Source organism: Streptomyces sp. NBC_00726 (assembly GCF_045161735.1).
Lineage (GTDB): Bacteria > Actinomycetota > Actinomycetes > Streptomycetales > Streptomycetaceae > Streptomyces.
This window is the reverse complement of the sequence record NZ_CP108983.1, coordinates 1,401,630-1,424,108: the sequence shown is the minus strand read 5'-3', so window position 1 is coordinate 1,424,108 and position 22,479 is coordinate 1,401,630. Positions and strand designations below refer to the sequence as shown.

Annotated in this window: 21 protein-coding genes and 1 riboswitch; of the genes, 9 read left to right on the top strand and 12 right to left on the bottom strand. The window is 72.7% G+C overall.

Translation table 11 applies throughout. From position 1 onward, the window contains the following. Window positions 1–16: 16 nt before the first annotated feature. Complete coding sequence (locus OG338_RS06375; protein ID WP_405936381.1) at window positions 17–2,797, bottom strand: N-acetylmuramoyl-L-alanine amidase; 2,781 nt, start codon at window positions 2,795–2,797, stop codon at window positions 17–19. A gap of 168 nt (window positions 2,798–2,965) precedes the next feature. On the opposite strand from OG338_RS06375, the gene OG338_RS06370 reads away from it, so the two are divergent. Together OG338_RS06370 and OG338_RS06365 are read left to right on the top strand one after the other, a co-directional pair. Continuing rightward, window positions 2,966–4,312, top strand: coding sequence for a class II 3-deoxy-7-phosphoheptulonate synthase (locus OG338_RS06370; RefSeq protein ID WP_026171698.1), 1,347 nt, complete (start codon window positions 2,966–2,968; stop codon window positions 4,310–4,312). 170 nt (window positions 4,313–4,482) lie between these two features. Then, entirely contained in the window at window positions 4,483–4,731 is a 249-nt protein-coding gene (locus OG338_RS06365) for a bacterioferritin-associated ferredoxin (protein ID WP_405936380.1), read from the top strand. A 6-nt stretch (window positions 4,732–4,737) separates the two neighbouring features. Here OG338_RS06365 and bfr read toward each other — a convergent pair whose 3' ends face one another. Further along, window positions 4,738–5,217, bottom strand: coding sequence for a bacterioferritin (gene bfr / locus OG338_RS06360; RefSeq protein ID WP_111332591.1), 480 nt, complete (start codon window positions 5,215–5,217; stop codon window positions 4,738–4,740). A gap of 152 nt (window positions 5,218–5,369) precedes the next feature. On the opposite strand from bfr, the gene OG338_RS06355 reads away from it, so the two are divergent. Next, complete coding sequence (locus tag OG338_RS06355) at window positions 5,370–6,002, top strand: sulfite oxidase-like oxidoreductase (RefSeq protein WP_405936379.1); 633 nt, start codon at window positions 5,370–5,372, stop codon at window positions 6,000–6,002. Between the two features lie 63 nt (window positions 6,003–6,065). On the opposite strand, the gene OG338_RS06350 is transcribed toward OG338_RS06355, so the two are convergent. The 5 genes from OG338_RS06350 to thiO all read right to left on the bottom strand — a co-directional run bounded on the left by OG338_RS06350 (window position 6,066) and on the right by thiO (window position 11,142). After that, window positions 6,066–6,926, bottom strand: coding sequence for a deoxyribonuclease IV (locus OG338_RS06350; RefSeq protein ID WP_405936378.1), 861 nt, complete (start codon window positions 6,924–6,926; stop codon window positions 6,066–6,068). 8 nt (window positions 6,927–6,934) lie between these two features. Continuing rightward, entirely contained in the window at window positions 6,935–8,866 is a 1,932-nt protein-coding gene (pknB, locus tag OG338_RS06345; RefSeq protein ID WP_405936377.1) for a Stk1 family PASTA domain-containing Ser/Thr kinase, read from the bottom strand. Between the two features lie 88 nt (window positions 8,867–8,954). After that, window positions 8,955–9,749, bottom strand: a complete 795-nt coding sequence (locus tag OG338_RS06340) for a thiazole synthase (protein WP_405936376.1) — start codon at window positions 9,747–9,749, stop codon at window positions 8,955–8,957. Between the two features lie 2 nt (window positions 9,750–9,751). Next, a complete protein-coding gene (gene thiS, locus OG338_RS06335) occupies window positions 9,752–9,970 on the bottom strand; it encodes a sulfur carrier protein ThiS (RefSeq protein WP_405936375.1) in 219 nt (72 codons plus the stop codon). Beyond that, window positions 9,967–11,142 carry a glycine oxidase ThiO gene (thiO, locus tag OG338_RS06330; protein WP_405936374.1) on the bottom strand — a complete coding sequence of 392 codons (1,176 nt, stop codon included), beginning with the start codon at window positions 11,140–11,142 and terminating at the stop codon, window positions 9,967–9,969. The genes thiS and thiO overlap by 4 nt, the downstream gene beginning before the upstream one ends. Beyond that, window positions 11,140–11,251, bottom strand: a riboswitch (TPP riboswitch). (Overlaps the previous gene by 3 nt.) A gap of 82 nt (window positions 11,252–11,333) precedes the next feature. On the opposite strand from thiO, the gene OG338_RS06325 reads away from it, so the two are divergent. The 5 genes from OG338_RS06325 to OG338_RS06305 all read left to right on the top strand — a co-directional run bounded on the left by OG338_RS06325 (window position 11,334) and on the right by OG338_RS06305 (window position 15,743). Further along, window positions 11,334–12,566 carry an NAD(P)/FAD-dependent oxidoreductase gene (locus tag OG338_RS06325; protein ID WP_405936373.1) on the top strand — a complete coding sequence of 411 codons (1,233 nt, stop codon included), beginning with the start codon at window positions 11,334–11,336 and terminating at the stop codon, window positions 12,564–12,566. A 76-nt stretch (window positions 12,567–12,642) separates the two neighbouring features. Next, window positions 12,643–13,008 carry an Rv2175c family DNA-binding protein gene (locus tag OG338_RS06320; protein ID WP_405936372.1) on the top strand — a complete coding sequence of 122 codons (366 nt, stop codon included), beginning with the start codon at window positions 12,643–12,645 and terminating at the stop codon, window positions 13,006–13,008. A gap of 98 nt (window positions 13,009–13,106) precedes the next feature. Beyond that, window positions 13,107–13,760, top strand: a complete 654-nt coding sequence (thiE, locus tag OG338_RS06315) for a thiamine phosphate synthase (RefSeq protein WP_405936371.1) — start codon at window positions 13,107–13,109, stop codon at window positions 13,758–13,760. A gap of 151 nt (window positions 13,761–13,911) precedes the next feature. Beyond that, window positions 13,912–14,829, top strand: a complete 918-nt coding sequence (gene metF, locus OG338_RS06310) for a methylenetetrahydrofolate reductase [NAD(P)H] (protein WP_405936370.1) — start codon at window positions 13,912–13,914, stop codon at window positions 14,827–14,829. Window positions 14,830–14,879: 50 nt separating this feature from the next. Then, a complete protein-coding gene (locus OG338_RS06305) occupies window positions 14,880–15,743 on the top strand; it encodes a hypothetical protein (protein WP_405936369.1) in 864 nt (287 codons plus the stop codon). A gap of 14 nt (window positions 15,744–15,757) precedes the next feature. Here the strand turns inward: OG338_RS06305 and OG338_RS06300 are convergent, their stop codons facing one another. The 5 genes from OG338_RS06300 to OG338_RS06280 form a co-directional block, all read right to left on the bottom strand. After that, a complete protein-coding gene (locus OG338_RS06300; protein ID WP_405936368.1) occupies window positions 15,758–17,269 on the bottom strand; it encodes a phytoene desaturase family protein in 1,512 nt (503 codons plus the stop codon). Between the two features lie 38 nt (window positions 17,270–17,307). Next, window positions 17,308–17,937, bottom strand: coding sequence for a DUF4126 domain-containing protein (locus OG338_RS06295; protein ID WP_405936367.1), 630 nt, complete (start codon window positions 17,935–17,937; stop codon window positions 17,308–17,310). A 297-nt stretch (window positions 17,938–18,234) separates the two neighbouring features. After that, window positions 18,235–18,846: a TetR/AcrR family transcriptional regulator gene (locus OG338_RS06290; RefSeq protein ID WP_405936366.1), complete on the bottom strand. Its 612-nt coding sequence runs from the start codon at window positions 18,844–18,846 to the stop codon at window positions 18,235–18,237. Between the two features lie 29 nt (window positions 18,847–18,875). Further along, window positions 18,876–20,963, bottom strand: a complete 2,088-nt coding sequence (locus OG338_RS06285; protein ID WP_405936365.1) for a YhgE/Pip family protein — start codon at window positions 20,961–20,963, stop codon at window positions 18,876–18,878. Continuing rightward, entirely contained in the window at window positions 20,935–21,702 is a 768-nt protein-coding gene (locus tag OG338_RS06280; RefSeq protein ID WP_405936364.1) for an ATP-binding cassette domain-containing protein, read from the bottom strand. The genes OG338_RS06285 and OG338_RS06280 overlap by 29 nt, the downstream gene beginning before the upstream one ends. A 168-nt stretch (window positions 21,703–21,870) precedes the next feature. On the opposite strand from OG338_RS06280, the gene OG338_RS06275 reads away from it, so the two are divergent. Beyond that, on the top strand, window positions 21,871–22,398 hold the full coding sequence (locus OG338_RS06275) for an SAV_6107 family HEPN domain-containing protein (protein ID WP_405936363.1): 528 nt from the start codon (window positions 21,871–21,873) through the stop codon (window positions 22,396–22,398). Window positions 22,399–22,479: the final 81 nt, after the last annotated feature.

The window sequence follows — 22,479 nt, the reverse complement described above, 5'->3', positions numbered from 1 at the left end:
GGCGACGCCCGGTCGGTCAGAACAGGGTGTCGTAGATCTGCCAGCCGTCCCCGACCTGCGACTTCTTCGCGAACGGGGCCGTCACCTTGCCGGTGGAGCGGTAGAACCAGAAATCCCCGGCCGAGTCCACGGCGACCAGGTCGCCCCGGCCGTCACGGTCCAGGTCGCTCGGGCCGAGCAGCAGCTTGTACTTGCCCCAGCCCGAACCGATCTTGACCCGCTTGTCGTACGGCTTGGCGGCCGAGCCGGTGCCCGTGTAGATCCACAGCACCCCGGACTTGTCCCGGGCCACGAAGTCCGCCTTGCCGTCGCCGTTCAGGTCGCCGGTGGAGACGATCGCGTCGTAGATCTGCCAGCCGTACCCGATCTTCGCCTTGGGCTCGAAGGGGCGGGCGGGCTCGCCGGTGCCCTTGTAGAAGTAGATGTCACCGGCGCTGTTGCGGGCGATCAGGTCGGCCTTGCCGTCACCGTCGAGGTCGCGCATGCCGTTGAGGCTGCTGTACTGGTTCCAGCCGCTGCCGATCTTGAGCCGGGCCCGATACGCCTTGTCCGGGTTGCCGCTGCCCCGGTAGTACCAGAGGACGCCGTCCCTGTCGCGGGCCACGAAGTCGCCCGTACCGTCGGCGCGCAGCGCGGTCATCGCGGTGATCGCCGTGTAGCCGCCCCAGCCGTAGCCCGCCTGGTAGCGGCGGTAGTACGGGGCGGAGGCGCTGCCGGTGCCCTGGTACTGCCAGATCCGGCCGGCGCTGTCGCGGCCGATCATGTTGTAGCGGTCGGTGGCGGACACCGGGGCGACGCTGTTGGAGGTCTGGACGTCGCTCGCCTTTACCCACGCCAGCCGGTGGTTGTAGTGGATCGGCAGGTAGGAGGTGGCACCGACGACGTCCGTCTGGGCGGAACCGAACCAGTCGTCGCCCTTCACCTCGGCACCCGCCAGCGCGTACGACTGGCCCGAGGGCAGCTTGTACTTCGTCAGGTAGTCCGGGTCGTCCGTCGGGGCCTCCAGGCCCGCCGCGTCATAGGCGGCGGTCTCCGGGTAGGCGCGCCCGTAGATCCGGACGGTCACCCCGGCCTTGGCCTTCACCACGCGCGGGGCAGCCTCCAGCGGCACGGTGTACTGGCCGCCGGGGTTGTAGAACCACGCCTTCTTCCCCGCGTACCAGATCGCCGTCCAGTTGGTCCTGGACTCCGCCACCACATAGGTGTCGCCCGCGCGGACCTTGTTGCCCCAGTTGGAGCCCTCGCTCCACAGCGCGGAGAAGTAGGGGTCGGTCAGCGTGGACGCGCTGGTGGACGGCGAGGTGTACAGGTAACCGAAGTTCGTCGGCCGTTTGGTGACCGCGTTCGTGCCGTACGTCAGCTTCGGCTGGTTGGCGGTGGTGAACGGCGGCACCACCCGCACCAGCTGCCCCGCCTCGACCGGACCGCCGGCGCCGCCCGCGCCCGTCGGGGCGCCCATCAGGCCCATGAAGTGGTTCCAGTCCCAGAACGGGCCCGGGTCCCAGTGGGTTTCGTCGGACTTCTCGTCCAGGAAGACGGGCACCGCGTCGTGGCCGATGATGTGCTCACGGTCCAGCGGGATGCCGTACTTGTCGGCCAGGAACTTCACAAGGGCGGCGGAGGACTCGTACTGCGGCTCCGAGTACCACTTGCCCTCCTTGATCGCGTAGCCCTCGTGCTCCACGCCGATCGAGTGCATGTTGACCGACCAGTTGCCCGCGTGCCACGCCAGGTCCTTGTTCTCGACCATCTGCGTGACCAGCCCGTCCGAGGCGCGGATCAGGTAGTTCGCGCTCGCGGCCGCGCTCGGGCTGATGAGCGTGGCGAGCGAGCTCGCGTAGTCGCCCTCGGTGTCGTGGATCACGATCCGCCGGATGTCGACGCCCTTGCCGGGGCGTGCGGCCGGGGTGTAACTGCGCTGGCCCGAGCTGGACGTCTTGGCCGGCACGAAGTCGCAGTTCAGACCGGACGGGCACTCCGGGGTGGGGGCCGCGGCGGTGCTCGCGAAGGACGCGGCCAGCGGCACCTTCGCCGGCTTGACCGGCTGGACCGACGGCTCGGCGGGCAGCGAGACCCGCTGGCCGTCCTGGGTGAGCGCGCTCTCGCCCGTACGGATGGAGTCGAAGACGCGCTTGGCGAAGAGGTCGGCCCCCTTCTTGTCCGGCGACTGGCTGAACCGCGCCACCGCCGGATACCACTGCGAGGCATCGTCGGACAGGGAGCCCTTCGCGTCGCGCTGGTACTCGGCGAGCAGGGCCGCGCCCGCGCGGATGCTGTCCTCGGTGTCGTCGCGCACCGACGCCGTGTCCGTGTCGATCAGCTCGGCGGCCTCGTCCAGCGTGTGCAGCCGGGGGTCGGAGGTGTCGACCGTCTTCTTCGGCAGGTCGCGCAGCGCCTTCGCGGCGTCGAAGGTCTTCTCGATGTCCGGCCGCCCGGACATGTTCATGTGCGCCAGACGTTCCTTGTCGTCCGGCTGCTCCACGTCATCGGCCGACACACTGGTCAGCCCCATGACGTTGTACGCACCGCTCGTGCTCGGCGCGCCGTCGTGGCTCTCCCAGCGCGTCTGCCGGTACGAGACCGCCATCAGCACGCTCTGGGGTACGTCGAACTCACGGGCCGCGTCCTCGAACTGGGCCTGGAGCACGGCGGACGGCGAGGCCGCCGCGGCGGTCCCGGTGTCCGGGTCCTGCGAGGCCATGGCCAGGGTGCCGATCGTCGCGGTCGCGACCACGGCGGCGCCGGCGCCGAACAGGAGCCGTCTCTTCTTGAGGTCCCTACGGTGATTCCGCTTCAAGTCCCCACCCTCGATGTCCACTTGTCCAACGTTGTGCAACGCCGAAAGCCGTGAGGCTAGCAGGCCGCCGGGAAGGCCCCGGCACCGACCGTGGCGAGATGTGCGTCTCAGTGACTGGGCAACCGGGAAGGGGAGCGGGTGCGACCCCGTAATGTGGACGCCGTGACCGTGAACGCCAATACCTCCGTCGCCGGTGGCAACACCTGGCGAGACCTTCCCGCGGCGCAGCAGCCCGAGTACCCCGACTCCGAGGCGCTGCGCGATGTACTCGCGGACCTCGCGTCGTATCCGCCGCTCGTCTTCGCGGGCGAGTGCGACCAGCTGCGTGCCCGTATGGGAGCCGTCGCCAAGGGCGAGGCGTTCCTGTTGCAGGGCGGAGACTGTGCCGAGGCATTCGACGCCGTGTCGGCCGAGCACATCCGCGCCAAGCTGAAGACGCTGCTCCAGATGAGCGCCGTCCTCACCTACGCGGCCTCCGTGCCCGTCGTCAAGGTCGGCCGGATCGCCGGCCAGTACTCCAAGCCGCGCTCCAAGCCGACCGAGACCCGCGACGGCGTGACCCTGCCGACCTACCGCGGCGACTCCGTCAACGGCTTCGCCTTCACCGAGGCCGACCGCGTCCCCGACCCCGAGCGCCTGAAGCGGATGTACCACGCGTCCGCCTCCACGCTGAACCTGGTGCGCGCCTTCACCACCGGCGGTTACGCCGACCTGCGCCAGGTGCACGCGTGGAACCAGGACTTCGTGAAGTCGTCCCCGTCCGGCCAGCGCTACGAGGCCCTGGCCCGCGAGATCGACAACGCGCTGAACTTCATGAAGGCGTGCGGCACCGACCCCGCCGAGTTCAAGGCCGTCGAGTTCTACGCCTCGCACGAGGCCCTGCTGCTGGACTACGAGACGGCGCTGACCCGCACCGACTCGCGCACCGGCCACCTGTACGACACCTCGGGCCACATGGTGTGGATCGGTGAGCGCACCCGCCAGATGGACGGGGCGCACATCGAGTTCGCCGCCAGGGTCCGCAACCCGATCGGGATCAAGCTCGGCCCGACGACCACCGTGGACGAGGCCCTGGGCTACATCGAGCGCCTCGACCCCGAGCGCGAGCCCGGCCGGCTGACCTTCATCGTCCGGATGGGCGCCGACAAGGTCCGCGACAAGCTGCCCGAGCTGGTCGAGAAGGTCACCGCCTCCGGCGCCACCGTCGCCTGGGTGACCGACCCGATGCACGGCAACACCTTCGAGGCCGCCTCCGGCCACAAGACGCGCCGCTTCGACGACGTCCTGGACGAGGTCAAGGGCTTCTTCGAGGTGCACAAGGGCCTCGGCACGCACCCCGGCGGCATCCACGTCGAGCTGACCGGTGACGACGTCACCGAGTGCGTCGGCGGCGGCCACGAGATCTTCGTGGACGACCTCCACCAGCGCTACGAGACGGCCTGCGACCCCCGGCTCAACCGCAGCCAGTCGCTCGACCTGGCCTTCCTCGTCGCCGAGATGTACCGCGACCAGTAAGGACCGCGGCAGGCGGCACCGTACGACTGTGGGGCACGGATCGATGTGATCCGTGCCCCACAGGGCGTTCCGGGGCTTTCACCGCCCGCGCGCGACGGGTAAGGTTAGGTTAGCCTCACCGATCATCGGGGCGGCGCCCACGACCCGTCCCCGCCCGGGAGGTGAACCGCATGTACGTCTGCTCGTGCTTCGGCGTTACGGAGCAGCAGGTCAAGGACCATGCGGCGGCCGGAGCCTGCACGCCCCGGCAGATCGCCTCCGCCTCCAAGGCCGGCACGGACTGCGGCGGCTGTGTCCGCACCATCCAGGCGATGCTCGGCCGGGGCGGCTGCCCGCGCCGCGAGCTCCTGGAGCGTAAGCAGGCCCCCGCCGCCGCCGGCGTCACCGCCCAGGTGGAAGGGCTTCCCGAAGCCGCCTGAGCGCGGTCAGCTGTCCGGCTGCTCGATGAGCTGCGCGATGTACAGCGGCTCGCCCAGCTTCTCGACCAGGTCGAGCTGGGTGTCGAGATAGTCGATGTGGTGCTCCTCGTCCGCGAGGATCGACTCGAAGATGTTCGCCGACGTGATGTCGCCCTTGTTGCGCATCAGCTCGATCCCGCGCTTGAGGCGGTCGATCGCCTCCACCTCGACCTGCCGGTCGGCCTGGAACATCTCGGTGACCGTCTGGCCGACCCGTACATGGAACAGCCGTTGGTAGTTCGGCAGACCGTCGAGGAAGAGAATGCGGTCGGTCAGGATCTCCGCGTGCTTCATCTCGTCAAAGGACTCGGCACGCGTGTATTTCGCCAGCTTCGTCCAGCCGAAGTTGTCCTGCATCTTCGCGTGCAGGAAGTACTGGTTGATGGCAGTCAATTCGGCGGTCAGCTGTTCATTCAGGAACTCGATGACCTCGGGGTCGCCCTGCATCGCAGAGGCTCCTTCCAACGGTGAACCGGCACGTTGGCGGCATCCTTGCATCGGACCCGTTAACCGTCCAGTAAGTGCACGCTTAGTACGAGTTGCCCGAATCGGCTCCGCCCTGGTCACGACCACCCCCGCCTGTCTGTCACCATGGAGTCATGGGTCAGCCGGAAAGCCGGGAACACCGCGCGTCAGAGCAGTCCGAGCTTCCGCCGGGCCAGCGGTTGCAGCGTGGGTGGCCGGTGACCCACTACGGGCCCGTCCCCAAGTTCAAACCGGAACGCTGGGAATTCCGTGTCTTCGGTGCGACCGCCGACGGCGAGAAGCACTGCTGGAACCACGAGGAATTCTCGGCACTGCCCTTCTCCTCGGTCGTCGCCGATCTCCACTGCGTCACGAAATTCAGCATGCTGGGCGCCGAGTGGGGCGGTGTGCTCGCCCGCGACGTGGTCGCCCTCGCGCCGCCCGCCCCTCAGGTCACGCATGTGATGGTCTGGGCCGAATACGGCTTCAGCTCCAACCTCCGGCTGGACGACTTCCTCACCGACCGGACCCTGTTCGCCACCCACAAGGGCGGCGAACTGCTCACCGCCGAACACGGCTTCCCGCTCCGGCTCGTCGTCCCCCATCTGTACGCGTGGAAGGGCCCCAAGTGGGTCCGGGGCATCGAGTACATGACCGCCGACCGCCGCGGCTTCTGGGAGGAGCGCGGCTACCACAACATCGGCGACCCCTGGAGCGAACAGCGCTACTCCTACCAGGAGGAGCCGGGCGACGGCCCGGAGCTCTGAACCGGGCGCTGGACCGGGACTGAACCGGAACCGGCTTTTGAACCGGCCGCCGGGCCGCCCGCGTCAGAAACCGCCGTCGCGCAGCGCCTGGAGCCGGGCCACGTCCGCCGCATGGCCCTCCTTGCCGCCCGGTGTCTCGATGACCAGCGGCACGCCCTCGGTGGCCGGGTGCGTGAACAGCTCGCGGAACGGCTCCTCCCCGATGTGGCCCGAGCCGATGTTCTCGTGCCGGTCCTTGTGCGCACCGGAGACGTCCTTGGAGTCATTGGCGTGGATGAGCTTCAGCCGGCCCTCGCCGACCGTCTCCACCAGCAGGTCCAGCGTCTCCTTCATCCCGCCGGGACCGGCCAGATCGTGCCCCGCCGCGAAGATGTGGCAGGTGTCCAGACAGACTCCGAGCTTCGGGTGGGCGTCCAGCGCCGCGAAGTACGGACCGAAGTCCCAGGTCCGTGAGCAGAGCGAGAAACCCTGCCCGGCGGTGGACTCCAGCAGCAGGAACGGGTCGTCGTCGTGGGTCAGCTCGTCCAGCAGCGGCCGCATGTGCGTCCGCACCTGGGCCAGCGCCTCCTCGCGAGGCCGCCCGCCGGTCGCCGACCCCGTGTGCACCACGACGCCCAGCGCCCCGATCTCCCGGGCCCGGCGCAACGAGTGGCGCAGCGACTCCACGGACCGCTCCACCGTCGCCGGGGTGTGCGAGCCGAAGTTGATCAGATACGGGGCGTGCACGTACGCCGGTATCGCCCCGGCGGCGCACTGCTCGCGGAACAGTTCGTCCTGCACCGGATTCCCGGCCGGGGTGGCCCAGCCGCGCGGGTTGGCGACGAAGACCTGGACGGCCTCGGCGCCCATCTCGCGGGCATAGGGGAGGCCGGCCTTGGCGAGACCGCCGGCCACGGGGACATGGCCGCCGACGGGGTTGCGCATACGGATCTCTACAGTCCCTTGGTCTTGATGGTGATGGTGCTGCCCTCGGGAGCCCGGTCGCCGCCGGCCACGGACTGGCCGGCGACCTTGTCGCTGAAGGAGAGGAAGCCGCGGTCGACCTTGACCTCGAAGCCCGCCGCCTCCAGCTCGTCGCGGGCGTCGTCCACGTCCTTGCCGACCACGTCCGGCACGCCGATCATGCGCGGACCGGAGGAGACCGTCACCGTCACGGTGTCGCCCTCGGCCGCCTCGGCGCCCTCCTCCGGTGACTGGACGGCGACGTCGCCCTCGTCCTCCGGCGAGTGCACCCGGCCGGGCTTCACCTTCACCTTCAGGCCCTCGTCGGCCAGCGCGTCGGTGGCGTCGTCGACGGAGAGCCCGGTGACATCGGGGACGTCGACGGGGCTGCCCTGGGAGACGACGATCGCGACCGCCGAGTCCGGGTGGCGGTCGGTGCCGGCGGCGGGCTCCGTACGCAGCACCTCGCCGGCCGCCACGTCCTCGCTGAACTCCTTGGTGACCATGCCCGGGAGCAGGCCCGCCTTCTTCAGCCGCTGCCTGGCGTCGGAGAGCCGGTCGCCCGCGACATCGGGCACCTGGATGATCTCGGGGCCGCGCGAGACGACGAGCGACACCGAGCCGTTGCCCCTGATCCGGGCGCCGGACTCGGGACTGCTGCTGATGACCTTGCCCCGGTCGACGGTGTCGCTGAAGGCCCGCTCCACGCCCTTCAGCTCCAGGCCGGCACCGGACAGCCGCTCCTCGGCCGTCTTCTCGGTCTGCCCCAGCAGCGAGGGGACCTTCGTGAACTGCCCGGAGTTGATGTACCAGATGCCGCCGCCGACGCCCAGGACGACGAGGACTGCCAGGACCGCCGCGATCAGCCCGCGCCGGGCGCCGCCGAGCGGCCCGGTCCGGCGCGGCTGCCGCGGAGGCGGGGGCGGCGGCATCTCCAGCCGGCTGGTGTGGTGGGCGGTGCCCTGGTCCTGGGGCAGGACCCGGGGGATCACCGTCGTCCGCGCGTCGGACCCGGCCGACCCGGCGTCCGGGCCGGGCTCCGGCAGGGCCTGCGGCGGTACGGCGTCGAGCTGCGCGTCCGTGAGGGCGGCGCGCGTCCGGCGGGCCCCGGCGAGCAGCGCCACCGCGTCGAACGGGCGGGCCTCCGGGTCCCGGGCGGTGGCGCTCGCCACCAGCGCGTCCAGCTCGGGCGCGAGACCGGGGACGACGGCGGACGGGGGCGGCACGTCCTCGTGCAGGTGCTGGTAGATGACCTGGGCGGGGGACTCCCCGTCCCGCGGCTTGTCGCCGGTCAGCATCTCGTACAGCACGACCCCGCAGGCGTACACGTCGGCGCGGGTGTCCGCCGTGCCGTGCTCGATCTGCTCCGGGGCCAGATACGAGACGGTGCCGAGGATCGTCCCGGTGGTGTTCGTCACCGTGTCCACGGCCCGGACCAGGCCGAAGTCGGCGACCTTGACCCGGCCGTCGTCCCCGATCAGCACGTTCTCCGGCTTCATGTCGCGGTGCACGAAGCCCGCCCGGTGCGCCGCGCCGAGGGCGGCGAGGATCGATTCCAGGATGTCCAGCGCCGCCCGGGGCCGGAGCGCGCCGCGCTCGCTCAGCACATCGCGCAGCGTGCAGCCGGCGACGTACTCCATCGCCAGGTAGACGTACTGCCCCTGGGCGCCCTGGTCGAAGACCCCGACCACATTGGGGTGGGCGAGATGGGCCACCGACTTGGCCTCGCGGATGAAGCGCTCGACGAACGAGGCGTCGGTCGCCAGCGCCGGGTGCATCACCTTGAGGGCGAGCACCCGGTCGAGCCGCATGTCCATGGCCCGGTAGACCGTGGCCATGCCGCCCACGGCGATGCGGGCATCGACGCGGTAGCGGCCGTCGAGCAGCTGCCCGACGAGGGGGTCCTGGAGGGTCGTATCCACCATGCGAGTCTACGAGCCGCCACGGACAGGCCCGCCGCGGTGGGGCGAACCCGGCGCAGGACTGAAGCCGAGCCGTGACAGGCGCGTGTCAGAAAGCCGGCCGCTCCGGATCGAGCACCGCCCGCCCGGCCGCCGGCGAGGACGCCTCCGCGAAGTGGCGGCGTGGGATGCGCCCGGCCCGGTGCGCGAGCCGCCCGCCCTCCACCGCGTGCCGCATCGCGGCGGCCATCAGCTCCGGCTCCTGGGCCCGGGTCACCGCCGAGGCGAGCATCACCGCCGAGCAGCCCAGCTCCATCGCGAGCGCCGCGTCCGAGGCGGTCCCGGCACCGGCGTCCAGGATCACCGGCACCCCGGCCCGCTCGGTGATCAGCTGGAAGTTGTGCGGGTTGCGGATGCCCAGGCCCGAGCCGATGGGGGAGCCGAGCGGCATGACCGCCGCGCACCCCACGTCCTCCAGCTTCCGGGCCAGGACCGGGTCGTCGTTGGTGTACGGCAGCACCGTGAATCCGTCGTCCACCAGGATCTCGGCGGCGTCCAGCAGCTCGACCGGGTCGGGCAGCAGCGTCCGCTCGTCGGCCACCACCTCCAGCTTCACCCAGTCCGTGCCCAGCGCCTCACGGGCCAGCCGGGCGGTGAGCACGGCCTCCCCGGCGGTGTAGCAGCCGGCGGTGTTCGGCAGCACCCGGATGGACAGCTTCCGCAGTACGGAGAGCACCGAGCCCTGCACGGTCGGGTCGAGGCGGCGCATCGCGACGGTGGTCAGCTCGGTGCCGGACGCGATCAGCGACCGCTCCAGCACGTCCAGGCTGGGCGCCCCGCCCGTGCCCATGATCAGCCGCGAGGTGAAGTCAGTGCCGCCCAGGGTGAACAGGTCGTCGGACATCGTCAGCCTCCCTGGACTGCGGTCAGGACCTCGACCCGGTCGCCGTCGGCGAGCGCGGCGGCGGGCCACTGGCCGCGCGGCACCACGGTCTCGTTGAGCGCGGCGGCCACCCCCGCCGTCGCGTCGGTCAGCGTCGCGACGAGGGCGTCCAGGGTGGTGCCCGGCGCGACGGCGGCCGGGGCGCCGTTCACGGACACGGTGAGCGGGGTGGGCTCGGTCATGCGGGCTGCTCCTGGGGTGCGGGGACCGGGGCGAACCGGCCGGGGGAGAAGGGACGGACCGCCTCGGGCAGCTCGCCGTCGGCCAGCAGCGACGCCATGGCGTCCCCGGTGACGGGGGTGAGCAGCACGCCGTTGCGGCCGTGGCCGGTGGCGAGGTGGAGGCCGGGCAGCGCGGTGCGGCCGAGCAGCGGGGCGTTGTCGGGGGACGCGGGGCGCAGTCCGGCGCGGGTCTCGGTCAGCGGCAGCTCGGTGATGCCGGGCACCAGCTCATGCGCGTCGCGCAGCAGCTCGTAGACCCCGCCCGCCGTGACGGTGGTGTCCCAGCCCATCTCCTCGGTGGTGGCGCCGACGACCAGCTCACCGTTCTCACGCGGTACGAGATAGATGTGGCTGCCCCGGACCACCGCGCGCACGGTGCGCGAGAGGAAGGGGGCGTACGCCGGGGGCACGGTGAGGCGCAGCACCTGGCCCTTGACCGGGCGCACCGGAGGCAGGGCGTGGGCGGGGACCCCGGCGAGCCGCCCGCTGAGGCTGCCCCCGGCGAGCACGACCTGGCCGGCGGCCACCTCCGTACCGTTGTCGAGCACGGCGCCCACGGCCCGGTCCGCGACCACCGAGAGGCGGCCGGCGCGGCGGCGGTGGAAGACCACTCCGGCCCGCTCGCAGGCGGTGAGCAGCGCGGCGGCGAGGCGGCGCGGGTCGACCTGGTGGTCGCCGTCCACCCGGAGACCGCCGCGCACGCCCGGGGCGAGCATCGGTTCCAGGCGGCGGCACTCGCGCCCGGTCAGCCACTCCGACTCCAGGCCCGAGCGGCGTTGCAGCTCGTGGAGCTCGCGCAGATGGGCGCGGTCGTCCGCGTCCAGCGCGACGGCCAGGGTGCCGCAGGCGCGGAAGCCGATGTCCTGCCCGCTCGCCTCCTCCAGCTCGGCCGTGAACGACGGATAGCGCCGGGCGGACGCGAGGTTGAGCCCGAGCAGGGTCTCCTCGCCGTAGTGCAGTTCGGTGACGGCGGCCAGCATCCCGGCCGCGACCCGGGCCGCCCCGCCACCCGGCTCGGGGTCGGCGAGCGCGACGGCCAGACCGCGCCGCGCGGCCCGCCAGGCGGTCACCAGACCGATGATGCCGCCCCCGATGACGAGGACGTCGGACCCTTCGGTGGGATGGGTGCGCATGGGCGTCCAGCCCCTCCCTTCGCCGGCATGACCCGGATCAGGTTCGTACGGTCGGAGGCCGCCAGCCTCCCTCTCAGCCCGGTACGCCCGGGCTCCCGCGTGTCTTACGGTGGCCACCCTAAACCCCGCCCCGATGCCGCCGCCGGGGCCCGCCCCTTCCTGACGTCTCGTCAGCTACGTAAGGTGGACGGGTGAGCGAGCAGCAGCGGGCAGAGCGGACGGAACGCCGGGTCGTCGTCGCGGGCGCGGGCATGGCGGGCGTGCAGACCGCCGTCGCCCTGCGGGAACAGGGCTTCACCGGCCCCGTCACGCTGATCGGAGCCGAACCCCACCAGCCCTACGACCGGCCCCCGCTGTCCAAGGCGGTGCTGCTCGGCAAGGCCGAGGAGTCCGCCTTCGACATCGACTTCGAGGCGCTGGACATCGCCCTGCGCCTGGGCTGCGAGGTCACCGGGGTCCGCGCGGGCGACCACGAACTGGACACCTCCGAGGGCCCGGTCCGCTACGACGTCCTGGTCCTCGCCACCGGCGCCGAACCCGTCGCCCTGCCCGGCTCCGCCGGGGTCCCCGGCGTCCATCTGCTGCGCACCCTGGACGACGCGGCCCGGCTGCGCCCCGTCCTGGAGGCCGGGCATCCCGTCGTGGTCGTCGGCGCCGGCTGGATCGGCGCCGAGTTCGCCACCGCCGCCCGTGCCGCCGGCTGCGAGGTCACCGTCGTGGAGGCCGCGGACCGCCCGCTGGCCGGCGCCCTGCCCGCCGAGGTCGCCGCCCCGATGGCCGCCTGGTACGCGGAGAACGGCGCCCGGCTCCTCACCGGCGCCCGGGTCGCCCGCGTCGGGCCCGGCACGGTGGTCCTCGCCGACGGGCGCACCATCGCGGCCGGAGCTGTCGTCGTCGGCATCGGCGCCCGCCCCGCCACCGGCTGGCTCGCCGGCTCCGGCATCGCGCTGGGGCCCGAGGGCTCGGTGACCGCCGACGCGGCGCTGCGCACCTCGCTCCCCGATGTGTACGCGGTCGGCGACTGCGCTTCCTTCCCTTCGGCCCGCTACGGCACCCGCCTGGTCGTCCACCACTGGGACAACGCCCTCCAGGGGCCCAGGACCGCCGCCGCCCACATCGCGGCGGAGGGCGCCGGCATCCCGCCGTACGACCCCGTGCCCTACTTCTGGTCCGAGCAGTTCGGCCGGTTCGTGCAGTACGCCGGGCACCACGCGGACGCGGACACCCTGCTGTGGCGCGGCGACCCGGCGGAGCCCGCCTGGTCGGTGTGCTGGCTGCGCGACGGTGCCCTGGTCGCGGTGCTCGCGGTGAGCCGCCCGCGCGACCTGGCCCAGGGGCGCCGGCTCATCGAGGCGGGGGCGCGGCTCGACGCGGACCGGGCGGCGGACCCCTCCGTACCGCTGAAGGCGGCGGTCCTGCCGTAGGGCCTGTCCCGGCGGCGTGGACCTGAAGGGCCGAGTCCGGGTTTCGGCTGTCAGTCCGGGATGGCAGGCTTGTCCCGTGACCCAGATTGACGCAAAGACCGATGCACTCGTCCCCGCCTGGCTCCACCTGCCCGACATCGCGGAAATGCTCGACGTCGAGGTGACGCGTGTGCGGCAGCTGGTCAAGGAGGGCCAGCTCATCGCCGTACGCCGTGGGGAGAACCGGGCGCTCCAGGTGCCCGCCGCCTTCATCGACGGCGACAAGGTGGTCAAGGGCCTCTCCGGGACCCTGACCCTCCTGAAGGACGACGGGTATTCCGACGAGGAAATGCTCGAATGGCTCTTCACCCCCGACCCGTCCCTGCCGGGCACGCCCGCGCAGGCGCTGAGTGAGAATCGCGGCACGGAGGTGAAGCGCCGCGCCCAGGCGCTCGCCGTCTGACCGACCGGGAAGCGGGCCGCACCGCGCGAGCGGGCGGCCCGCTTCCCCGCGCCGTACTCTGATCCGCCGTCACCGTCTTCCCCGGGGGGAACCGCACCATGTCCACGCCTCGCGCACAGCTGTCCGACGCCCGGCTCTACCTGTGCACGGACGCGCGCAGGCGTCAGGGCGATCTGCCCGGCTTCCTCGACGCGGTCCTCGCCGGCGGGGTGGACATCGTCCAGCTCCGCGACAAGGGCATGGAGGCCGGCGAGGAGCTCGGCCACCTCGCGGTTTTCGCGGACGCCTGCAAGCGGCACGGCAAGCTCCTCGCCGTCAACGACCGGGCCGACGTGGCCCACGCCATCGGCGCCGACGTGCTGCACCTGGGCCAGGGCGACCTGCCGGTGCCCGCGGCCCGCGCGATCATCGGCGCCGAGCCGGTCATCGGCCGCTCCACGCACGCCGAGGCCGAGGTCGACGCCGCCGTCGCCGAGCCCGGCGTGGACTACTTCTGCACCGGCCCCTGCTGGCCCACTCCCACCAAGCCCGGCCGTCACGCCCCCGGCCTGGACCTCGTGCGCTACGCCGCCTCGCTCGCCCCGGCCCGTCCCTGGTTCGCCATCGGGGGCATCGACGCGGACAATCTCGACCAGGTGCTGGACGCCGGGGCCCGCCGGATCGTCGTCGTACGGGCCCTGACCGAGGCGTCCGACCCGGGTGCCGCCGCCGCTGAGCTGGCGCGACGGGTCCGCGAGCGCGCCGGAGCCTGACCCGGGACGGGTGCCGCCGGAGCGGCGGCCCGGGACCCGTCCGGGGCCGGTCTGGGACGAATCTGTCCGAAGGGTGGACAAGAATCGGTCAATTCCGGCAAATGACTCCGGTTCGGTTGGGGGCCCGCCCCGCCCTGGTTAACCTGCCCGTATGGCCCTTGGCACACCTTCCACCAGGACAGATCACGCACGCACCGTGCGTGAGATGCTCGCGTCCGGCGCGACCTCGTACTCGTTCGAGTTCTGGGCGCCCAAGACCGAGAAGGGCGAGCGCAACCTGTGGAACGCGCTGCGCCGGGTCGAGGCCGTCGCGCCGAGCTTCGTCTCGGTGACGTACGGAGCCGGTGGCTCCACCCGCTCCGGCACGGTGAAGGCCACCCAGGACATCGCCGCCGAGTCCACGCTCACCCCGGTCGCGCACCTCACGGCCGTCGACCACTCGATCGCCGAACTGCGCAACATGGTCGGCCAGTTCGCGGACGTCGGCATCCGGAACATCCTCGCCCTGCGCGGCGACCCGCCGGGCGACCCGATGGGCCCCTGGGTCGAGCACCCGCGGGGCGTGAAGTACGCGGCCGACCTGGTCCGGCTGATCAAGGAGGCCGGCGACTTCTGCGTGGGCGTCGCGGCCTTCCCCGAGCGGCACCCGCGCTCGGAGGACTGGGACACCGACGTCCGCCACTTCGTGGACAAGTGCCGCGCCGGCGCCGACTACGCGATCACGCAGATGTTCTTCGATCCCGAGGCATATCTCCGGATGCGTGACCGGGTGGTCGCGGCGGGTTGCGAGACCCCGATCATCCCCGAGGTCATGCCGGTCACCAACGTCCGGCAATTGGAACGGTTCTCCCAGCTCAGCGACGCGAAGCTGCCCGACGGGCTGAAAGAGCGCATCCTCGCCGCCAAGGACGACCCCGCCGCTGTACGCTCCATTGGCATCGACTTCGCAACGCGGTTCAGCGCGAAGCTGCTCTCCGAGGGTGTGCCCGGACTGCACTTCATCACGCTGAACAACTCGACTGCGACGCTTGAGATCTACGAGAATCTCGGACTGCACAAGCAGTCGTGACCGGCCGTACCCGCCACCACCCGGGGCGGTGGCCGTAGAAGGGGGCGGGCATGGGCTGGACGGTCCTCTACATCGCGTTCGGTGTCGTCGCGCTGTGGCTGCTCGGCGAAGTGCTGTTGCAGTACAAGGCGCGGCTGCGCTGGCGCCTCCTCGCCTTCACCGGCTTCCTCTGCGTGGTGATCGGCGTCCTGATGCCGTCCGTGCCCGTCATCGCCCTCGGCGCGGTCGCTTTCGCCACCGGCCAGACCTTCGTCACGCTCTCGTTCCGCAAGGGCTTCTCCACCGGCTGGGCGATAGGGGGCAAGCCCGGCGAGAGCCGCCGCCGGCGCGGCGCGGCCGGAAGCAAGCCCACCCTGGAGGTCTCGGACCTGGAGGTGGAGTACGAGGACGGCGCCCCCGACGCCCCGGCCGCCCCGCCGTCCGCCCCCGGCCCCGCCGCCGTCTACGCGACCGAACCGATGCCCGAGGACACCGGCCAGTACGGCGTCTACACCAACCCTGTGCCGCCCCGCCCGGCCCAGGAGCCCCAGACCGCGCAGAGCCACGAGGCGTACGACCCGTACGGCTACCCGGCCCACCAGCCCCAGGACCCCCACGCCGGAGCCGGGCAGTATGACTACGGCACCGATCCGCAGAGCTACGCCGCCTACTCCGACCCGTACATCGGCACCACCGCGAGCACCCCGCAGTACGGCACGTACGACGGCTACGGGAACTACGACGGCTACGGCGGCCGGCAGCAGTACGCCGACCCGTACGCGCAGGGCGACGGCTACGGCTCGGAGACCCCGCCGGGCGGCGTCTGGGTGCCGCAGCAGCGCGAGGCCGAGCAGTACCAGCAGCAGCCCGCCGCCCAGCCGGCCCCGTACCCGGACGGCTACGACACCGGCTACAACGAGCAGTACCGCTACTGAGACGCCCCCCCCGCTCACCGCGAGCCGCGGAAGTCCTCCCCCTCCACCACGGTCCCCGCGACCAGCGCCCCGGACATGCCCGCGTGCGCCAGTCCGCCGCCCGGATGCGACCAGCCGCCGGCCAGCAGCAGGCCCGGCAGCCGGGTCCGGTTGGCGGCGTGCAGGAACGCGCCCCCGGCACCGCCCAGCGCCGGCGGCGGCACGGCACCGCCCTCGGCGCCCGTGTCCGCGGCGGTCTCGGCGGGCGTCCGCACCCGCGTCCGCAGCACCCGGTCCCGCAGCCCCGGCACCCCCGCACCCGCCGCCCCGGTCAGCGTCTCGGCGAACCGGGCCCGCAGCGCCTCGTCCGTCCAGTCGACCGGGCCGTGCGGGGCCACCGTCGCCACCAGCGTCACCGCCTCGTGCTCCGCGTCGGGGCGGGTCGAGGAGTCGTCGGGGCGCAGCACGGTCACCGTCGGGTGCGCGGCGATCCGGCCCCCGAACACCGCCGCGCGCTCGGCCGCCCCGTCCGCCGGATGCACCACGGTCCGGTGCACGGCGTCCGCGGGCCGCCCGCCGCGCAGCGACAGCATCACCATGAACCGGCCGCTCGCCCCCGCCCCGTCCGCGGGCACCCGCACATCCCCGTCGGCCCACAGCTCCTGACCCGGCACCAGACCGGGCCACGGCCGGGCCCCGAGCACCACATGGGCGGCCTCCGCGACCGTCCCGTCCGCCAGCTCCACGCCCGCCGCGCGGCCGTCCTTCTCGACGACCCGGGCCACCTCGGCACCGAAGACGAACTCCACCTTCCGGGCCAGGCACCGCTCGTACACCGCCCGGGCCAGCGCCCGCATGCCGCCGCTCACGTACCAGGTGCCGAAGGTCTCCTCCATGTACGGCAGGAGGGCCGCGCCCGCCGGGGCGCGCGCGGGGTCCAGACCGTACCCGAGGGCGTATCCGTCGAGGAGGGCCGCCAGCCGGGGGTCCGCCAGCTCCAGGGCGCCGACCTCCGCCACCGTCCCGGCCCGCCGCGCCGGGCGCAGCAGCCGCCGGCGCTCCTCGGCCGGATACGGATCACGGCCGAGGACCTGCCAGTCGGGGCGCAGGGGCTCCTCGAGCAGCGGCCGCCGCGAGCGGTCCCAGGCGTCCCTGGCCCGGTCGAGGAAGGCTCCCCACTTCGCGCCCGCCCCGCCGCCGAGCGCGGTGTCCAGGGCGGCGACGGTCCCGGCCCGCGAGGCGTTCGGCAGGGAGACGGAGGTGCCGTCCGCGAAGAGGTGCCGGCTCGCCGGGTCCACCTGGCTCAGCGTGACGCACCGCTCCAGCGGCTCCTTGCCGGTCTTCACGAACAGGTCGCGGTAGACCGCGGGGAGGTGGAGGAGCCCGGGGCCGGTGTCGAAGGTGAAGCCCTCGTCGGCGTACTGCCCGAGCGCGCCGCCGTACGTCCGCGACCGCTCGTACACCGTCACCCGGTGGCCTGCCACGGCCAGCCGGGCCGCCGCCGCCAGCGCGCCCATCCCGGCGCCGATCACCGCAATTCGTGCCATGCAGCCGACCTTAACGGCCGCCGCCGACACCCCCGCCGTCAGCCCCAGGGAGCACCGGCGGGAGGGACGGCGGGCTGCCGCACCCCGCGTCTCTCCGCCCGGCGCTGCGCTCTGCGGCGCCAGAAGCGGCGGATGCGGGAGGCCAGGAAGATCACGATGGCGAGCCCCACGACCAGGAGTGTCCCGGCGAGGGTGGCGGCTATCCACGGATGGAAGATCGCGAAGGTGATGACGCCCGCGACGCCCAGGTCCTCGGCGGCGCTCAGCGCGATGTTGCTGAAGGGCTCGGGGGAGGTGTTGACCGCCATCCGCGTCCCGGCCTTCACCAGATGGCTCACCAGGGCGGCCGAGCCCCCGATGGCACCGGCCGCGAGCTCCGGGAGCGAACCGCTCTCGCCGGCCAGCAGGGCCGCGACGACCGCGCCCGCCACCGGCCTGACGACCGTGTGCACCGCGTCCCACGCGGTGTCGACATAGGGGACCTTGTCGGCGACCACCTCGCAGAGGAAGAGGACCGCGACGACGACGAGCACATCGGTGCGCTGCAACGAGGCGGGCACCTCGTCGCTGACACCGGTCGCGCCGAATATGCCGAGCAGGAGAACCACCGCGTACGCGTTGATCCCGCTCGCCCAGCCGCTTGTGAACACCAGAGGGAGTACCGACACGCAGGCGATCGTAGCCAGCACGTCCGACATTCCGGCAGGGCGTGCGATACCCGGCTCTGAGTACCCGTACTCAGAGCGCCGGATGAGTACCCGCACGGATGGGCCGTGACCTGCCGCGACGGCAGAGTGGGTGTCCACGGAAGGGGCGCCGCCCCGCCACCGCCGGCACGGGGCGGCGGTGGCGGGACGGCACCTCCCTTCCCAGCGGGGGTACGGAAGGCGCCGGTCGGGCGGGCTCGGGGGACGAGCCACGCACGACCGGCGCCTTCGTGGGTACGGGTGCGGGGCCGCGCGCCCTCAGTGTCCGCTGACGCGGCCGCGCAGCAGCAGGGACAGCGCCGAGTGCACGTCGTCGATCGAGCGCTCCGGCTGGAACGCCTGCCAGTCGAGCGCCGCCACCAGCACCATCCCGACCAGCGCCGCCGCCGTCAGCGGCACATCGATCTCCTCGCTCAGCTCGCCGTTCGCCACGCCCTCCGCGATGACGCCCTCCACCACGGCGACCGCATCGCGGCGCACCACCAGCAGGGTGGACTGCCAGGCGCGGTTGGTGCGCCACAGCTCCGCCACGTACAGCTGGGTGAAGGCCGGGTAGCGGTCGATGAAGACCAGACCGGCCCGGATCATGGCGTCCAGCGCCTCCACCCGGCTGCCGCCGCGGGCGCCGGTCTCCTCGGCCGCCGCGCGCAGCGAGGCGGTGAGCAGCCCGACGCCGTGCCGCAGCAGCTCCTCGAACAGCTCGGTCTTGCTCTTGAAGTTGTAGTAGACCGTGCCCTTGGCGACCCCGGCCCGGTCGGCGATCTCGTCCACCGTGGTCGCCGAGAAGCCCTTCTCTGCGATCAGGGTGACGGCCGCTTCGTAGAGCCTCTGCCGGGTGGCCCGGCGGCGGGTGCTGCTACTGCTTTCCATGGAACTGATTCTCACAGGTCCCGGCCCGGTCACAGGCTCAGCTCCGGATGCAGCCGATCCAGTGTCCACATCTGCTTGCGGCGGGCCGACAGGGCGGTCAGCGCGAGTGCCCCGGCGGTGAAGGCCGCGAGCACCGCGCAGCCCTGCCAGACCGGGCCGAGCCCGCCGCCCGTGATGAGCCGGCGCAGCCCCTCCACGATGTAGCTCATCGGCAGATACGGGTGGATCGCGTTGAAGAAGCCGGGACTGGTCTGTACGGGGTAGGTGCCGCCGGCCGAGGTCAGCTGGAGCATCAGCAGCGCGAGGACGAGGATGCGCCCGGCCGCGCCGAAGCAGGCGTTCAGCCACTGCACGATCGCCGCGAAGCAGCAGGTGACCAGCGCCAGGAAGCCGAGAGTCCCGGCGGTGTGCGCCATGTCCAGGCCGGGGCCCCAGTGCAGGACGGACATCAGCGCGGCCGTCTGGAGCAGCCCGATCCCGGCCACCGGCAGCCAGCCCGCGAGGGCGATCCGCCAGGCCGGTGCCCCGGCGGCCAGGGCGCGCCTGCTGAGCGGCTGGATCAGCATGTACGCCACCATCGCGCCGACCCACAGGGACAGCGGGATGAAGTAGGGCGCGAAGCCGGTGCCGTAGTTCGGGGCGGAGTGCAGCGACTGCGAGGCCAGTCGTACGGGGTCGGCCATGACCTCCGTACGGGCGTCGCGGTCCTCCTTCCCGTAGTCGGGGATCTTGTCGACGCCGTCGCCGAGCCCCTGGGCGAGCGTGGTGGACCCGTCCTTCAGGCGGACCAGCCCGTTGTCGAGCCCGGTGGCGCCCTTCTTGAGCTTGCCGACGCCGGTGTCCAGGTCGGCCGAGCCGGTCTTCGCCGTGCCCAGCCCGGTGCGCAGCCGGTCCGCGCCGGTGGCGACCTTGTGCGCGCCGGTGTTCAGCGCGTTGATCTTCCTGACCGCGGCTTCCAGGTCCTCGTCCAGGTGCGGGGAGCGGGCGGCGAGTGCCTTCGCCTGCTTCTCCAGGGTGGTCAGCTGGGTGCGCAGCTTCGCCAGGTCCCCGTTCTGGTTCTCGACCAGGGCGTTGACGTCGTCGGCCACGGCGGCGACGTCGTCCGCCGCCGTCACGGCCCGCTTCAGCGGCGGGCAGACGGTGGGGTCGGGGACCGGCTGCTCCGCGCAGCGGGTGCGGTGGATCTCGGTGAGGTCGTCGGCGGCGGTGTGCGCGGCGGTGGCGGCGGTGGGCGCCGCCTTCACGAGCAGGTCCAGATTGTCCCGTACGGTCTTCGACCCGTCGGCGACCAGCCGGGCGGTGTCGCCGATGGCCTTCCCGTTGTCCTTCAGGAACGGGCGCACGTCGGCGGCGACCCCGTTGACCTGGTCGACGAGGAGCTGGGTGCCGTCGGCGACCTGCCGCGAACCGGTCTTCAGGTCGCCCGCGCCCTTGTCGAGCTTCACGATCCCCCCGGACAGCTTCTTGCTGCCGCTCTTCGCGTCCTTCAGCCCGTCCGCCAGGTCCTTCGAGCCCTTCTTCGCCTTGCCGACCCCGTCCCTGAGGTCGGCCGCGCCCTTCGCCGCCTTCGCCGTCTGGTCGTGCAGATCGGAGAAGCCGATGAAGATCCGGTCGAGGAACCCGCGCGAGGCGTTGGCGGACGCGGCCGTGCGGACCTCGGAGAACACCGCGCGGGATATCTGCCCGACGATGTAGTTGTTCGCGTCGTTGGTACGCACCTGGAGCGCACCGGTCTCCGGCGAGTCACCGGCGCTGGAGGCGATGCGCGCGCTGAAGTCGGCGGGCATGCGCAGCGAGAGGTAGTACGTGCCGTTCTCGACGCCCCGGTCCGCCTCCCCGGCGCTCACCTCGTGCCAGTCGAAGACCTTGGATTCGAGGAGCTTGCCGGTGATCCGGTCACCGGCCGCGATCCGCTCGCCGTCGGCGGTGGCGCCCTTGTCCTCGTTGACCAGGGCGACCGGGATGCGGTCGAGGCGTCCGTACGGGTCCCAGAAGGACCACAGGTACAGGGCGCCGTAGAGCAGGGGGAGCAGCAGGAGCGCGGCGAGGGCGGCGCGCGGCAGCCGCCCCCTGCCGAAGCGCCTCAGCTCAAGAGCGGCCAGTCTCGGCGAACGCATCGGCCGGTTCCTCCTCGTGCGTGGTGGCTTCGGTGGTCTCCGGGACGGTGCCCGTGCGTACGGTGACGGCGTCCTCGGGGGCCTCGCTGCATACGGCCAGGACGGTGGTGCCGGCGGCGGCCACGGAGCGCAGCAGCTCCCACACCTCGGCCCGCTCGTCGCCGGACAGCTTCAGATCGGCGTCGTCCACCGCGAGCAGCCGGGGCCGGCCCATCAGCGCGAGGGCCACGGACAGCCGCAGCGCCTCGGTCCGCTCCAGATCCCGTACGGCGGTGCGCTCGGCCTTGGGCAGCGTGGCGGGGTCGAGCCCGGCGGCTTCCAGGGCGGCGTCGATCCGGGCCTGTGCGGCGGCGGCCCGCTCCCGGGGCCGGCGCAGCAGGGCGCGCGGGGAGCCGTCGTAGCGGCGCAGGAGCAGGGCCCGCTCGCGCAGGTGCTCGGCGACCGTGAACGCCGGGTCCAGCTCGCTGACCCCGGGCACCGGGCCCAGGGCCGCGATACGGCGGACGGCGGCGGCCCGGCGCGGCAGGGCGAGGCCGGCGGCCGCGGCCTTGCCCTCGGTCGGGCGCATCCGGCCGGTGAGGGCGAGCAGCAGGCAGGTGCGGCCGGAGCCGGACGGGCCCTCCACGGCGATCAGGGCGCCGGGCTCCGCGCGGAGGCCCACCCCCCGGAAGGCCCAGCCGCGCGGCCCTTCGAGCCCCAGGTTCTCGGCGGTGACGGCCGCCCCGTGCGGACTCTCCACGCACCCCACCCCTCTTTTTTGAACTGACTGGTCAGTTCAAAAAGTAGCCCGAACTTGCGATCGAAGCAAAAGCCCAGGTCAGAGGCGCGCCAGGGTCGATTGTCAGTGGGGGCCGTCACGATGGATACAGACGGCCACAGAGCCGTCACCGAGACAGGAGGTTCTGTCATGGCCCACTCGTCCGCAGCCGCCGCTCCGCGACGCCGCGCAGACGGCCCTGCTCCCTCACCGACCGGCCCGGCCCGCGATGTCCACCCCGTCGTCCGGCGCACCACCGCACCGCCCGCCGCCCTCGATCTCCTCACCCAGGCCCGCACCGGCCTGGACGAGGCAGCTGTCCTCTCCGTGCCCAACGAGCGGTACGCCACCGCACACCTCGCCGCCCTGCGCACCGCGGCCGCCGTCCTCGCCGCACGGGCCCGCCCCGAGCCCGTGCGCCGCCGCCGGGAACCGATCCGCAGCGCCTGGGAGATCCTTCCCGAGCTGGCCCCCGAGCTCGCCGAGTGGAGCGCCCTCTTCGCCTCCGGCGCCGCCCGGCGGGCCCGCGCCGAGGCGGGCATACCCGGCGCGGCCAGCCGGCGGCAGGCCGACGACCTGCTGCGCGACGCCGCCATGTTCCTGCGCCTCGTGGAACGGCTGCTCGTGCTCCAGCCGGTGCTGCCGCAGCCACGCGGGGAGCGGCCCGACGCGGGGTGACCGCGTGGGCGGCGCCAGGCCATAGGGTGGGCGGTACCCGTTACCTGCGCTGTTCACGCTCCGCCCCCGGGCGGCCCGTGC

Excerpts from the sequence above, each read along its gene's own strand:
- OG338_RS06365 (WP_405936380.1), top strand. The coding sequence starts at position 4,483 with ATGTACGTCTGCTCGTGCTTCGGCGTTACGGAGCAGCAGGTCAAGGAC.
- bfr (WP_111332591.1), bottom strand. The coding sequence starts at position 5,217 with ATGCAGGGCGACCCCGAGGTCATCGAGTTCCTGAATGAACAGCTGACC.
- OG338_RS06355 (WP_405936379.1), top strand. The coding sequence starts at position 5,370 with ATGGGTCAGCCGGAAAGCCGGGAACACCGCGCGTCAGAGCAGTCCGAG.
- OG338_RS06350 (WP_405936378.1), bottom strand. The coding sequence starts at position 6,926 with ATGCGCAACCCCGTCGGCGGCCATGTCCCCGTGGCCGGCGGTCTCGCC.
- OG338_RS06340 (WP_405936376.1), bottom strand. The coding sequence starts at position 9,749 with ATGTCCGACGACCTGTTCACCCTGGGCGGCACTGACTTCACCTCGCGG.
- thiS (WP_405936375.1), bottom strand. The coding sequence starts at position 9,970 with ATGACCGAGCCCACCCCGCTCACCGTGTCCGTGAACGGCGCCCCGGCC.
- thiO (WP_405936374.1), bottom strand. The coding sequence starts at position 11,142 with ATGCGCACCCATCCCACCGAAGGGTCCGACGTCCTCGTCATCGGGGGC.
- thiE (WP_405936371.1), top strand. The coding sequence starts at position 13,107 with ATGTCCACGCCTCGCGCACAGCTGTCCGACGCCCGGCTCTACCTGTGC.
- metF (WP_405936370.1), top strand. The coding sequence starts at position 13,912 with ATGGCCCTTGGCACACCTTCCACCAGGACAGATCACGCACGCACCGTG.
- OG338_RS06305 (WP_405936369.1), top strand. The coding sequence starts at position 14,880 with ATGGGCTGGACGGTCCTCTACATCGCGTTCGGTGTCGTCGCGCTGTGG.
- OG338_RS06300 (WP_405936368.1), bottom strand. The coding sequence starts at position 17,269 with ATGGCACGAATTGCGGTGATCGGCGCCGGGATGGGCGCGCTGGCGGCG.
- OG338_RS06290 (WP_405936366.1), bottom strand. The coding sequence starts at position 18,846 with ATGGAAAGCAGTAGCAGCACCCGCCGCCGGGCCACCCGGCAGAGGCTC.
- OG338_RS06285 (WP_405936365.1), bottom strand. The coding sequence starts at position 20,963 with ATGCGTTCGCCGAGACTGGCCGCTCTTGAGCTGAGGCGCTTCGGCAGG.
- OG338_RS06275 (WP_405936363.1), top strand. The coding sequence starts at position 21,871 with ATGGCCCACTCGTCCGCAGCCGCCGCTCCGCGACGCCGCGCAGACGGC.